The sequence below is a fragment of the Sphingobacterium puteale genome (assembly GCF_050986225.1).
GTDB classification, from domain to species: Bacteria; Bacteroidota; Bacteroidia; order Sphingobacteriales; family Sphingobacteriaceae; genus Sphingobacterium; species Sphingobacterium puteale.
Window position 1 is genome coordinate 6,145,167 of record NZ_CP158959.1, and the last position, 14,038, is coordinate 6,159,204.

Annotated in this window: 7 protein-coding genes; all 7 read right to left on the reverse strand. The window is 43.5% G+C overall.

Going from position 1 to position 14,038, the window contains the following annotated elements:
* Positions 1-13 precede the first annotated feature (13 nt).
* On the reverse strand, positions 14-1,288 hold the full coding sequence (locus ABTV71_RS25640; RefSeq protein ID WP_121120616.1) for a sugar isomerase: 1,275 nt from the start codon (positions 1,286-1,288) through the stop codon (positions 14-16).
* Positions 1,289-1,369: 81 nt separating this feature from the next.
* A complete protein-coding gene (locus ABTV71_RS25645; protein WP_433901534.1) occupies positions 1,370-3,478 on the reverse strand; it encodes a bifunctional aldolase/short-chain dehydrogenase in 2,109 nt (702 codons plus the stop codon).
* A gap of 23 nt (positions 3,479-3,501) precedes the next feature.
* Positions 3,502-4,578, reverse strand: coding sequence for an L-rhamnose/proton symporter RhaT (rhaT, locus tag ABTV71_RS25650; RefSeq protein ID WP_433901535.1), 1,077 nt, complete (start codon positions 4,576-4,578; stop codon positions 3,502-3,504).
* Positions 4,579-4,834: 256 nt separating this feature from the next.
* Positions 4,835-7,159 carry a DUF5703 domain-containing protein gene (locus ABTV71_RS25655; RefSeq protein ID WP_433901536.1) on the reverse strand — a complete coding sequence of 775 codons (2,325 nt, stop codon included), beginning with the start codon at positions 7,157-7,159 and terminating at the stop codon, positions 4,835-4,837.
* A 6-nt stretch (positions 7,160-7,165) separates the two neighbouring features.
* The gene (locus ABTV71_RS25660) at positions 7,166-8,587 is read right to left on the reverse strand and encodes a sialate O-acetylesterase (protein ID WP_433901537.1); all 1,422 of its coding nucleotides are present in this window, start codon (positions 8,585-8,587) and stop codon (positions 7,166-7,168) included.
* A gap of 17 nt (positions 8,588-8,604) precedes the next feature.
* Entirely contained in the window at positions 8,605-10,623 is a 2,019-nt protein-coding gene (locus ABTV71_RS25665; protein WP_433901538.1) for an aceric acid hydrolase, read from the reverse strand.
* Between the two features lie 7 nt (positions 10,624-10,630).
* The gene (locus ABTV71_RS25670) at positions 10,631-14,032 is read right to left on the reverse strand and encodes a glycosyl hydrolase (protein ID WP_433901539.1); all 3,402 of its coding nucleotides are present in this window, start codon (positions 14,030-14,032) and stop codon (positions 10,631-10,633) included.
* Positions 14,033-14,038: the final 6 nt, after the last annotated feature.

Below are 14,038 nucleotides of genomic sequence, written 5' to 3' on the forward strand. Positions count from 1 at the left end.
TCTTTTTCCCTAATTACAAACCTGTAGCTACAGAATTTACTCCGCGTTCCTCGATAAGTTTACTGCGTAAATTTCCTTCATTAAATAACTGAACAGGATTTAAAGCAGCTCCACTTCTTAATCTAGCCTCAGCTACTAAGGGTCTAACATCTGTCCGGAATGCATCTTGCAATATCTCCTGGGCTTTCACAATATCATTTGCTTGCTGTGCCTGTTTCAACGCTTTACGATCGACCAACAAAGCCTGAGCATATGCAATCTTAATCGCTTCAACTGACTGTAAAAGGTCTACCAATGGGTCTTTTAAATTATGGGAGGCATCAATCATCCACCCCAGTCCGCTTGCATGATCAATACCTTTCACATCCATACCGTCGATCAATTCATTAAAGATCAAGAATAGCTGATAAGGTTTGATACTACCTGCAGTCAGGTCATCGTCGGCATATTTGCTATCATTGAAATGGAATCCGCCCAATTTGCCTTCCATCAACAATAAAGAAACAATTTGTTCAATATTTGCATTTGGGAGATGATGTCCCAAATCAACTAATGTATATGCTTTCGGTCCTAATTTGTTTGCCAACAACAGGGATTGTCCCCAATCACCAATTGTCATGGAATAAAAATACGGTTCAAATGCTTTGTACTCTACAAAAAGTTTCCAATCTTCCGGCAAATGTTTGTAGATTTCCTGTAAGCTTGATAAGGTATTTTGAAACGCTTCTCTGAAATTCAACTGTCCGGGGAAGGATGATCCATCGGCCAACCAAACTGTCAACGCTTTAGAACCAACCGCTTTGCCATAGTTGATTACTTCAATATTATGGTCTACAGCTTGCTGACGAACTTTTGGATCGACATGGTGTAGGGAGCCAAACTTATAGCTATGCTCCTGGCCTGCCTGATCTTGAAAAGTATTAGAGTTTACTGCATCAAATCCAATGTCCAAGGAAGATGCCAATGTTTTAATTTTCGCTGCATCTGAAGGAATATCCCAAGGGATGTGCAGCGAAATTGCTCCACTCGATCTGTTAAGTGCATGCAACAAGCCAACATCCTCAAGCTTTTGCTCTAAAGTAGCCGGTTCACCTGCTCCAGAAAAACGGCCAAAACGAGTTCCACCTGTACCTAATGCCCAGCTTGGTATGGCAATTTGAAACTTTTGAAGTTTATCCAGAATTTCATCTACCTGTGCAATATCTCCCGACACATAGTCAAATGCTCTTTTATGCTTATCTTTTAATTGGCTATTGTGCTGATCTATAATTTTCTTATCTAAAATCATGATTTAATGGTTATCGTGTAAAAATACTAGGTGTCGCGCACATCTTTTCCCTTTCTGAACGCGACACCTAAGATATAAAAATTAGCGTACAAACGCCATAGCAACACCTCCGTCAACGTTTAGCACATTTCCAGTAGATTTATTCAATAATCCACCGACAAAAGCAAAACATGCATTTGCAATGTCTTCTGGAAGGATGATCTGATTCAAAAGCGTTCGTTTTGCATAGTAAGCTGGTAATTCAGCGACCGTGATGCCATAAGCCTTAGCGCGACCTTCAGCCCATCCACCTGCCCAGATATTGCTGTCTGAAATAACCGCATCTGGATTCACAACGTTCACACGTACTCCTGCAGGGCCTAATTCTGCTGCACACAGACGACTTAAATGCAATTGTGCAGCTTTTGCACTCCCGTATCCTGTATTATTGGGACCACTAACCAAGGCATTTTTACTGACAATATTGATGATATCGCCACCGATTGCTTGGCCTTTTAAGAGTGAAGTCGCTCCTTGAGTAACTAAGAATTGGCCTTTTACCAATACATTGTACAATAAATCCCAATCTTTCTCTGTATGATCTTCGATTGTCTTGGAAATCGATAATCCCGCATTATTTACGACAATATCGATACCACCAAATGCTAAAGCAGCATCTTTTAAGGCGTCCTTAATAGATTCCGCATTGGTTACATCAAGGGTCGTAGCAATGACTGCATCATTTCCAAATTCTGCTACAAATTCTGCTTTACTTGACTCCAAACGTTCTGTATTGATATCATTTAACACGATAACAGCACCTTCTTGAGCCATCTTTTTGGCAATTGCTTTTCCGATACCGCCACCGCTTCCAGTGACCAAGGCAATTTTTCCAGACAAAGCTTTTGGCTTTGGCATACGTTGAAGCTTCGCTTCTTCCAGTAACCAATATTCAATATCAAACGCTTCCTGACGGGGCAAAGCAGTGTATTCACTTACGGCTTCGGCCCCTTTCATGACATTGATCGCATTGGTATAGAATTCTGCCGCTACACGTGCCGTTTGCTTGTCTTTGGCAAAAGCAAACATACCAATCCCCGGATACAAAACAATGACCGGATTTTTATCACGTACAGCCGGACTGTTTTCGTGTTTGCAGTTTTCGTAATATTGTGCATACATTTCACGGTATGCTTCAAACAATGGTGTCAATTTCGCTTTTAGTTCCTCCACATTGTCCAGATCTTCTGATTTATCCAGATTCAATACCAACGGTTGAATTTTAGTTCTTAAGAAGTGGTCCGGACAGCTTGTACCAAGCGGGGCCAAACGTTCTAAATCATTTGAATTGATAAATTCCAATACACGCTCATCATCCGTGAAGTGTCCGATCATGTGACGTTCACTGGAACAGAAACCTCTTAAAACAGGCGCAAGTTTAGCTGCCTGCGCAGTTCTTTCCTCCTTACTCAAGCTGGTTACCTGCTGCCCACCGAATACAGGTGCCTTTTTACCATAATTTTGCTCAAGATATGCCGCGCAAGCTTCGATGACATCCAAGGAATTGACATAACATTCGTATGCTGTATCGCCCCAAGTAAATAAACCATGTGACCCCAACATAATACCACGGATACCTGGATTTTCTTCCAAGCAGGCACGCAATTGCAGCCCAAGATCGAATCCCGGACGTTGCCAATCTACCCAGCCAATGGTTCCGCCGAACAATTCCTGTGTAATTTTTTTACCATCTTTGGCAGCAGCAATCGCAATCGCAGCATCGGGATGTAAATGATCAATATGTTTAAATGGTAAGAATCCATGTAAAGGCGTATCTATAGAAGGTGCTTTTGACGCTAAATCATAGATACAATGGTTAAATAACTCAACCATTTCATCTTCATGTTCAAGACCACGATAGACATTCTCCAAATTGCGGAGACGTTGCAAATAAAGAGCCGCAAGACCTGACTTTTTTAACGTTCCGATGTCTCCACCAGATCCTTTAATCCACATCACATCAACTTCTTCGCCCGTCAACGGATCTTTTTCCACAACTTTACAAGACGTATTACCACCGCCATAATTTGTGATTCTTAAATCTGCACCTAGAATATTTGAACGATATAATAACAAAGCTACCTCATCACCACGAAGTGCTTGAGCTTTCTGATCGTCCCATAAATAATTGACATGTTTGTACGTTTTCACTTCTTCTATATTTTGTTTTAATATTAATTTTCTAATGTTTTAGCAAATCCTACGATACAAATGGAGATGATAATTGTCACGATACCTGCTATTATGGAACGATAGGTAGGCCGATCTACACCTTTCCATTCTTTGAGTACCACACCCCAAGCATTTGATATCAAAATGATAAACGCCATATGCAATATCCAAGAACTAGCTCCATTACCCAAGCGGCTTTCGCCCATACCGTAAAAGAAAAACTGTAAATACCAAGTCGTTCCTGCTAAAGCACATAAAAGTAAATTCTTGCCTTTAGGCACATCAGATTTCGTATAATCCGAAAACGTTTTGTTCTTGATCAAAAGGTAAAGACACCATAGGAAATTAGTCGTAAAACCGCCCCATAAAATCACAATGTAAGTGACATTATTCTGGTAGAGAAATTCACCTTGATTTGGATTAGCAGACTTCCACAATATATTTGCGACATCAGCCATGGGCTTCCCTGATTCAATACCAAAATTGAAACAAGCACTCAATATTCCAGAAACAATAGCCACAACGATCCCCAGCCCAAAATTATAATCAGACTTGCTTTCTGAGGACAATGTGGATAAGCGTTTTTCTTTTGAAACACCAGCTTTACCACATAGATAGACACCAAGCACACAGACCAAAAGTCCAAGAAGGATACATAGACCAGATTGGGTCGTAAAAAAATAATCTATGCCATGTTTGCCCTCGGCCTTATTGAAAAAATAATAGATGCTGGGCATCAAAGAACCAAAGACCATGCTAAGCCCTAAAATAATGCTGCTACCTAACGAAACACCGAGATAGCGCACACCAAGACCATAAGTTAATCCACCAATTCCCCAAAGCAAACCAAACAAAAAAGTATAACCTAATGTGGCGTTATCTGTACTTTTAATAATTTCAGCAAAATTGGGTATGGTTAACATCGCCGCTATAGGCGGCACAATGATCCAGGAAAAAAGCCCCCCTAATATCCACATGGATTCCCAAGACCATCCTTTTACTTTCTTGTACGGCACATAAAAACTTCCCGAGGCGAATCCGCCTATGAAATGAAATATAACTCCGAAAACTGCATTCATATAAACGTTATTTAGGTTCTTAACGACTAAGTTAATTCATTGTTTTTTTAGAACTGTTATGCACTGTTATGACCACCTCGATTTTGTGTGCAAAACAGACAAACGGAGCGGTCCAAAGCAATAGACAGCCCAGTTTTATTTATTTAGTCTTGTATTTTTAGCAATTTAGGATTCAAAAGTGTATACTTTTGCTTTGGCTCGCAATGCTTAAATCAATTCATAAGCTGTAATATAATGTTAGCAATCTACGAATAGCCTATTTTAAGAGGTTGATAATAGTTGCTTCCCGTTCTTTTGGGAAAACTTTTAGATCCAATAATTTACCATCCTTTAACCTCCCTTCGACCGTGGTCTGCCCGGGAGCATGCAGCTTAAAATCCACATCCCAATCTTTGGGCCATGCCGGAAAAAGGTAAATTTTATCGTCAACGGCCTGCAAAAGCATTTCCTGTAAGCCGATCATGCCCGAACCACCCCAGTTATGATCCGGATCCCAGTCAAAGCCCGGTCCCCAAAAGGTTGGAAATCTTCGTTCTGAATTTTTGAGCTTTAAGACAGTCAATTGTTTGGCTTCATCGGTCAACCCAAGACGTGCAGCAAAGATATTATGCTGCTTCCAGCCGACATGGCTTTTGAATTTAAGCACATCGGGATCATCCGTATAAGTATTGAGCGCAATACCCATGTCGGGTTTACCAATACCGTAAATTCCCCAAGGATATACAGGATAGAGCTGCGGGGATTCGGTATTGTTGATCCGGGCCCATAGCTGTGCTGGCGCCAACATCTTTTTACCTCCAAGTTCACGTTGCGGCAAAGGTGGAATTCTGGTCAAAAACCCCTGCAAATAACGACACATTTCAGCATTGATGTAGCCTTTCGGCAATGCCAGCAATCCTTTGGTTACTTGCTGCAAAGCGGCAATGGTAGTAGCCGAATTATAGGCCATTTTATAGGTTTCCGCGGAGGAACCCGGATACAAGACAAGATGACCTGCATCGTCCAATACCTTGCTACCTCTTTGCCGAGCCCGGTATTGATAATGTTCGTCAAAAAAGCGTAGGCAGCTCTCGATTAGTGGTATATAAGCCCGAATATCGGATTTATTGTAACGTTCGGTTTCCAGCATCATCATGCAGAACTCCAGTACGGTATCCCACTCATATTCCAACCAAGCATTATATTCCAGGCCCTTATCGAAATCTTTTGGCCGTTTCCAATTGTATTCTGCTGGATTGGGTAAACCAAAATTTTCAATCTGCTCCGTAAAGCTTGCACCAGAATGTCCCCAATAAAATTTGGATCGCCATTCGGCGTTACTCAAAAGACGTTGGTAAAACTTAAATTGTGCCGGCATTAAATCAAAATCACCGCTCTTCAATAATGGCCAGTAGACCAAGCGCTGATTCTGTGCGGTATGGGTACCGCCTCCCCAGTTGCGGAAATCTGGTGTGAACGTAAACGTACTATCAATTGTGACAGGATCATAGGTGAATAGACCCCCGTTAAATTTTGTCGGATAATCCCCATAAGCATTACAAGCCAGCATAAATCGAAACAACTGATAGTTTCGGCCAACTTGCCAAGCTTCATTATTAGGATCTGTTAAGCCAGGCCGGATGACGATATGACTTCTACCCCAAAAGGCTTTCCACCATAATTCCGTCGCTCGTTTGAGGGATACAAAGGTAGGTTTGGGCGTAGCCAGATCCTCCAGTACTGCTTTCCAGTGTTGCAGGTCTGCCTGTTGCCCTACATGCAAGGTCACTTGAAGCGCATGATTGGTCTTTGCCGCTTTACTTTTAAGTATCCAGGATTGGTAGGGTGTATTCATATAGGTCCCTGCACGCTGGCCAACGTATTCAAAATTCTCACCTTTTAAAAGACCTCCTGAAATCCGGCTTTTTAATGGATTGTATAACGAATCTTTGATAGTCGACAGACCTTGCTGGTCCACGACGATATCGAATGCTGTACTATCTTGATTTTGATGATAAAAAACAATTTTATTAGCCTCAACGCCAATTTGGTCTTTATGTGTGACAACGGGCCTTGGCGGTGCCCACTTCCAAGAATTCGCGTTATTTTCCTTCTTCTTAGGAAACAGATCCTGAAAACGCCAGCTCTCGTAAGCTGCTTCCACCTTGATCTTCTGATTGGCACTTACTTCGAGATGTACATTGGGATTAAACACATCTACCCAAACCAGTACTTCGGCCTTGACGCCTCTGCTTTCGCCCTTCAAGACAATATGACCTTTATCCAACTGCAATTCCTGCTGGAATTTTCCTTCTGCAAAGGGGTTGGGATATAGATGGAGGCGGATGCGGCCGAGCTTCAACAAAGTATTATTCTCGTCAAATGCACCTGTTTTCCCCAAGTACAAAAGTAATTCGCCATGCTCAACCCAAACGTTCAATCCAATATCTCCACCACCTACAGGCATGGATTCAGATGAATTTTTGCTCTGTGTGGTCCAAGATACATTGTAGTCTTTCCAATTGAACTCTTGAGCCCCAATTGGGCTCAATAAAACAATTATTAAAACTAGAATCCCTATAATACGTTTTTCAATCATCATTTCTGTTTACCAATCGTCTGTACGGAAAGAACTTAAGGGCAAGCCATTGGCACCGAACACATCTCCGACAACGAAATCTTTAAATGCATAACGAACAGCCACTGGCTCCTCAACTTTGAGCGACGCTACAACAATGGTCTTTCCTTTCAAAACAGCGTTCGCAGGATAAAAAACCTGATCTTTACCCGCAATTTCAAAAGTCTTTATTTCTTTACTATATGAGGTCAGCCCTAGCGGTACATCCTTAAAAGAGAGTACTGCAGTATTGCCTTTAATTTCCAACTTTTCATAAACAGGACTTTTGAGATTTAGTGTACTAAAACCGTAACTATCGTGTAGCGCCAGGTAGGCCAACCGTTCACCACTTTGCTGTTTATGTGATGGGTGGATGCAATTCTGTTCGCCCAAATCCAAGGTAACAGCCATCCCGGAATACGGAATTTTATCCAATGATTTACGCTGTGCATCCCGTAAATAGGCCGAATTGTATTTTCCCCCTACATGATAAGGCGGCAATGAAGCGTAATCAAATGGCGCAATTTGCATAAAATAAAATGGAAGTTCATTATTTCCCCATAACGCACGGTACTTCTCGACCATCCGGGGAAATAAGACTTCATATTGATCTGGACGTTCGTAATTAGACTCACCTTGATACCAAATGATACCTCGAATGCCATAACCGGCAATGGGATGAATCATACCATTGTATAACATGGTCGGTACGCGATTTTTATCTTTCAAGCCTTCCTCTTGTTTTGGGATTTTTATATCTTTCTGATCCGCCAGCCAAGATGCCTCCATCCAGGCTTCGATATTTGAACCGCCATAGCTGCTATGAATCAAACCGACAGGCACCCCTAAAGTTTTGCGCAGTTGTCGGCCGAAATAGTAGGCCGTTGCACTAAAACCGACCACAGACTGCGGTTCGACTTTTTTCCAAACACTTGGCTTGCTATCGGATGCAGGCTGTAACAAGGGATTGCGGGGTACGGTATAGATACGCAATTGATCGTCCCTTGAATTCATCATCGCTTCTGTACTGCCGAGGATGGGTTGCCCAGGATAGCCCTTTAAGGGCATTTCCATATTCGACTGGCCCGAACACAGCCAAACTTCACCGATTAAAATATCGTGCAGTTCAATCACATTTTTTTCTGAGACCTTGATCTGATAAGTTCCACCTGCTGCTGGTGTCTGCACTACAATTTTCCATTGGCCAAGCTTGTCCACCTTCGCATGATATTTTTGCCCATTCCAGGAGGCCTGTAAGGTTACTGTTGTCTGGGGGTTCGCCCAGCCCCATACCGGGACTTTACTTTGTTGCTGCAGCACCATCCCATCGGTAAAGAGAGCCGATAAACGTACTTTCGCCTGGCTACTCAATTGGGCCAACAGTAACGCGATCGCAAAAAAACAAGTTTTCATTGTCATAAATTATCGCTTTAAAAAACTGGCATCCAAACGCTCATGTCTCCAAATGTACGGTTTCCCCAAGCAAAATAGGGCACTAAACGTACCGGAACAGTCTCCGGCTTTCCATCAGATGTTTTCCGGTACAGCGAATTCCATTTCGTACTGTTTTTCCGATAGGCATTTCCCTCCAACAGAACAATATCTTGGCCCAGTATATTTTCATGTCTTGGCGCGAACTGTTCGCCTTGTTTCATTTTTAGATCAAAGATATTGATGTCCGCAGCCACATCCTGCTTTTCCAGACAATACACAATTGGTCCACGCATGACCGCAACCTGATTGCGGGTTTCCTCGACCAATGGATTTGATTCCATCAAAGAAACATCCATGGGTAACCTAATTTCAATGCGGTCCCCCTTTTTCAGCGGTCCGGCTAAAAGGGCATAGCCTTTCTCGATCGGTGCGTCTACTTTATTCTTGTTTTTCCATATTTCTGCCTTTCCAGCCCAACCCGGTATCCGTAGTTTCAAAGTATGATCGGAAGGAAACTCTTTTAAGGTGAAGGTGGCAGTTCCTTCCCATGGGTACCTGGATTCTTGTACAATGCTGATATGTTTGCCTTGGTATGTTGTATTCAATTCATTTCCGCCATACAGGTTTACCGCAACAGCATCTGTGGATAGTCCGTAAGCATAGTTGGCTACTTCTGCAATCGTACGAACGATATTGGGTGGACAGCAATTAGATAATGAGATATAAGGAACCCGCTTTTTCGACCAGCGCTGCTGGAATGGAAGATCGGATGAATAACTCAATGGATTGGTGTACAAAAATTTGTCGCCATCTAAACTAATCCCTGACAGTACGCTATTATAGAGCGCCAGTTCCAATATGTCGATGTATTTTGCATCGCCCGTGAAATTAGCCATGCGCCAATTCCACAACATATTGCCAATATTTGCACAGCTCTCATTATGCGCAGTTAAGTTGGGCAATTGATAATCCCGCCCAAATGCCTGATGGATTTTCTGTACCTCACTGGGATTATAGGAAGTTCCGTCAGGTGAGGTACCATCATACAGCGATCCCAGACCACCAGTAATATACATCTTATGCTTAGTGACATCAGCCCAAATTTCAAAAAGGCGGTTGCTCAATGTGGTATCTGCAATCTCGGCACATAAGTCGGCAACTCCTGCATAGAGGTAGCTTGCCCGCACGGCATGTCCCGTGGCTTTATGCTGCTTGCGGAATGGGATACGGTCCTGATTGTCGTCAGTACCATCCTCAATCTCACCTTTAATATCGATCAAGTGCTTGGCAAGTTCCAGGTATTTTTGGTCTTTGGTCGTCCGATAAAGTTCTACAGTACCCATATAATGAGAGGGACAGATCGCGTTTCGGGCCAAGGTCGGATTGGATTTTTTATAAAATCCATACAGGTAGTCGGCGGCTTTGATTGCGATATCCAACAACTCACGTTGTCCGGTCGCCCGATAATGTATACATCCTGCTGTCATCAAATGCCCGATATTATAGGATTCAAAGCTCAGCCGATCTTGAAACTCAATATTTTGTCCCGATCGCTGCTGGTCAATTGTCGCCTTGGTATAAATATAGCCATCTGCACGTTGCGCTTTGCGGATAACGGGAATAACTTCATCCAGCATGTGAAGCAGCTTTTTATCTTTTGTCTGTGCATAGATTGCGCAGACAGCTTCCAATGTTTTGTAAAAATCGCCGTCATGAAAGGATGGCCCTGTATGTTCTCCTTTCTCCAAGCCTGCCGCAATTTCGAAATTCCGATAGGCGTGACTGATCGAAGCATCTGTATAAACGTGCCAGAGTTGTGGCACCATCTGCTCATAGCATGACTTTGTACGATCGGCCCAAAAACCTTTGGTCCATTGCACATCCCCCATATCGACCGCCTGTTGGACGGCATAAGGGCTTGCGCCAGTATTTGTAATAGACTTTTCCTGGGCCTGGACCTGCCAGGCCGTCGCGAAGAAGAGAGCCAGGATCAATAGTTTGCGCTTCGTTTTCATGATTTCTTTATTTTGCATCTAGCCATAGTAATTCAACTTTCCCCTGCAAGCCCGAAGGCAGCAAGCCTTTCAGAAACTTGTCCGATGCCGTCGTTTTTATTTTCTTTTCTGCAGCGGGGTTTTCTTTTTCGTACAGCAAGCGATTGCCCCAGGTGTTGTACACTTTCACCCTGATTTTATTATCTCCTTGCCGGATAAAATCAGTCACATCGATCTGATAAGGTTTGGTCCAGACGACCCCAGCAGACTGTTCATTGACAAAAATTTCAGCCATGGATTCGATCGCTGAAAACTCCAAATAAGCACGCTGTTTTTTACCAATTTCATGAACACGCAAGGTTGTCTCATAGCTTCCGGAGCCAGCATGGTACCTAGTTTCATTGTCTGTACTGCTTGTCCAAAACTGAGGTTCCTGCTGTTTAAGCGTTTGTTTGTTGTGCAGCCCATCAGCCGTGAATGACCAGGGTTCTGTCAAGGCTGTTTTCCCGGATAACTGATAGGTTGGTACATCAATCTTTTTATCAGTGGTTAACACAAAGCCGGATTGATAGGCTTCAAATGACAAGTCAAAAACTGTCCTATCCTTGATCACTTTAAACGGTAGCACCGCCAGTTTGTCGCTTACCGGATCGTAACGGTATGCATATCGGTTATTTGTCCGTAAAGACAAAGTCGCTCTTTGCCTTAGGCTGTCCTGATTGGCCACAAAAAACAAATGGCCGCCATCGAAACGGCGATGGTTCCAGGAAATATGCGGATTGTCCCCTTCGTTGATCAGCACATCAGGAACAATATTTAATGGACTAAAATCCTTGGATTCATAGTGTCCAACAAGCACCCGCCCTTTTCCGAGTTGTTTAACCTGTAATGTTGTATTTGTGAATGGCTCGAGATTGCTGAATAATTCTTTAAGCAAACTGCGATATTGTTGTGCTTTTTCATCCGTCAATTTGCCCCGCCAGGTCTGTGGTATATCTTGAAAAAGCACCGTAGCCCCTTGATTGACAAGACTCCTGATACGTTCTAAGGTACGAAGGGAATACTGGCTACCATTCGGATTTAATGCTGTTTCTCCAGGCATCACAAGTAAAGAGTAAGCAATATGGTCCGCAAAAATCACCTTACCGTCTAGCACCCTAGTCTGGTTCCATAGTGCATCGGGATTGAAGGAATCGTAGGCATAGCCGCGTAGCGGATCAACCCAATCTTCGGGCCTATACATATTGGCTCCTGTGGTCACCCCCGCAACTTTCTGCATCGGTAAGCCGACATTGGCCAACAGAGAATCTGTCCGATGGACACGGCCTTCACCGATAATACCAGGCAGCATATTGACCAAAGCACTTGGAAGCAGGGATCTTCTGGGAATCTCTTCACCAATAAATACAGCTACATCACGTACGGGTACCCCGTGTTGTAAGAGTTGTTGTGTCCGGATGGCATAATTCACCCATTCTTTACCGGGTTTCCACCAGGTTTGATCGCGCTGAAAATAGGTTCCGATACCATCCATGGTCATACCTGGTTTGCGGTCTACCCAAGGATTGTGGACATATACATGGTAAACTAGATTATTGATTCCCAAGGCGTAATTTCTATCCTGAAGACTTTTCAGGAGTCGTGGATGTTCGTCCCATTGAGCCCGAATCTGGGTAAAGGCTTCGGACATCGTCACCTGTTTACCATAAATATGGCTTCCAGAAATGGCATCCAGGATATCAGCAGGTTTATCGTGCGAAGGGCTTCTGAGCCAAAACTCACCCATTGGACGATCGGTTGAAGCAAAATGGGCCAGCCCATCACCGACCATCACGGGAGCCGTGGCTTCGGCTGTAAATTCGACTCCGTATTCATCCGCTTTTTGGCGTAATGTCGCATAACCATTCTCCTGCAACAGCTCACTGATGGTCTGTCTGTAATCTTGCAAAAACGCTTCGGAATCTTCTACACTATTGACAAAACAACCCGTCAAAACAGGGAGATAGTTGGTCAAGTCATAACCCCGGCGTTTCAAAAATTCGTTCGGAAAACTTCGGGTCCAGTTTTGACTACCACATTCCCAAGAATCAATATGAAATACCGTGAGGACTTCTTTAGATAATTGCGGATCTACCTGCTTTTTAGCTGCCCCGAACCACTGGTCAAATTGAAAAGCGACAGTAGCCGCGTCTAATTTATCACATTCCAGACCTTTTCCTGCACCAGCAGTTTCGTTTTTATGTCCTGTGGAGGTATGTCCAACACGCAATATTTTCCACTTTCCTTCCGGCAGTGTCAGGTCGACACGACCTGCTTGGTCGGGACTGGGCAAACGGATAAGCTGTTGCTGTCCGACGATAGCGTCTTTGTCTACGGTGCTTGGTTCAGAGTTTTTTCCTACACGCCAGATTTCTCCCGTCTTTCCTTCGATCTGATTGACCTGCGCTTCTTCAAACAGACTGATGCCGTTTAATTTTAGCGAAGGTTTCCATTTACCGGAATCGAGGTCTTCGGCTCCAGGCTCACTGCCCACGGGATCGTAGACAAAACGGAAATATTTTGCTCTGGTATAGGGAATCAGGTGTGTGACGCCATTGTCCCAGTCCAACCAGCCCATTCTTGGGGATTCTAATTGTGTAATCTTCCGAAAATTTAGGCCATCATCGCTAGCCCAAACTTGCAAACGGTTCGCTTGGTAGTTGGATGCTGTCCATTCAATTTTCAATGAATTGCAAGGGAAGGGCTGATCAAATGCATACTGTATCCAACCTGACGCAGCTGTTGCAAAATTTTGTTTATTCCCTCTTTCAGCCAGTCGTTTTAGATCTTCGCCATAGCTGTTGGATACGTGAACCTTCTCCGTAAAGCTTTTTCGCGGCGAATGTGTCAATGGCAGTGCAAATAAGGCAATATCTTCGTAATAGCCTTGTTGGGCTTGTGGTTGTGGCAATTGAACATTGCGCATCCGCTCGCCCTTGCTATCGATTACGGTATCGGCATGCACGACTTTCTGCATCGACTTCTCTGGACTGATCCATGGTCCCCCCGCGGTTGCAAATCCATCATTGGGCAATAAAGCTATTTTTACCCCATATTTTTTTGCTTCGCCGACGATATATTTGAACATATCCCACCATGCTGGTGTTAACGTCTCTGTCGGTGGATCGAAAAGAGGCGGATTGGTTTTACCCTTGATCGGTGCCAGGTAGGCTCCTGCGATCTTATTTTCTGCCATCGCTTTCAGATCCGCAGTAATACCTTCCTTAGAATAACTGGCATGCATAAAGTACCAAAATACCCATGGTTTTGCCTGTTCAAACGAATGTTGACCCAAAGGAACTAATGCCGTTGGAATACCTTTAATCTGTGCATTGCCGCTCAAACAGCCAAAAAGAAGACTTGTCCCTAATAGCAACTTAATCCTCGTCATATCTTA

Coding starts and splice junctions, on each gene's coding strand:
- ABTV71_RS25670 (WP_433901539.1), bottom strand. CDS start 14,032: ATGACGAGGATTAAGTTGCTATTAGGGACAAGTCTTCTTTTTGGCTGT.
- ABTV71_RS25665 (WP_433901538.1), bottom strand. CDS start 10,623: ATGAAAACGAAGCGCAAACTATTGATCCTGGCTCTCTTCTTCGCGACG.
- rhaT (WP_433901535.1), bottom strand. CDS start 4,578: ATGAATGCAGTTTTCGGAGTTATATTTCATTTCATAGGCGGATTCGCC.
- ABTV71_RS25655 (WP_433901536.1), bottom strand. CDS start 7,159: ATGATGATTGAAAAACGTATTATAGGGATTCTAGTTTTAATAATTGTT.
- ABTV71_RS25660 (WP_433901537.1), bottom strand. CDS start 8,587: ATGAAAACTTGTTTTTTTGCGATCGCGTTACTGTTGGCCCAATTGAGT.
- ABTV71_RS25640 (WP_121120616.1), bottom strand. CDS start 1,288: ATGATTTTAGATAAGAAAATTATAGATCAGCACAATAGCCAATTAAAA.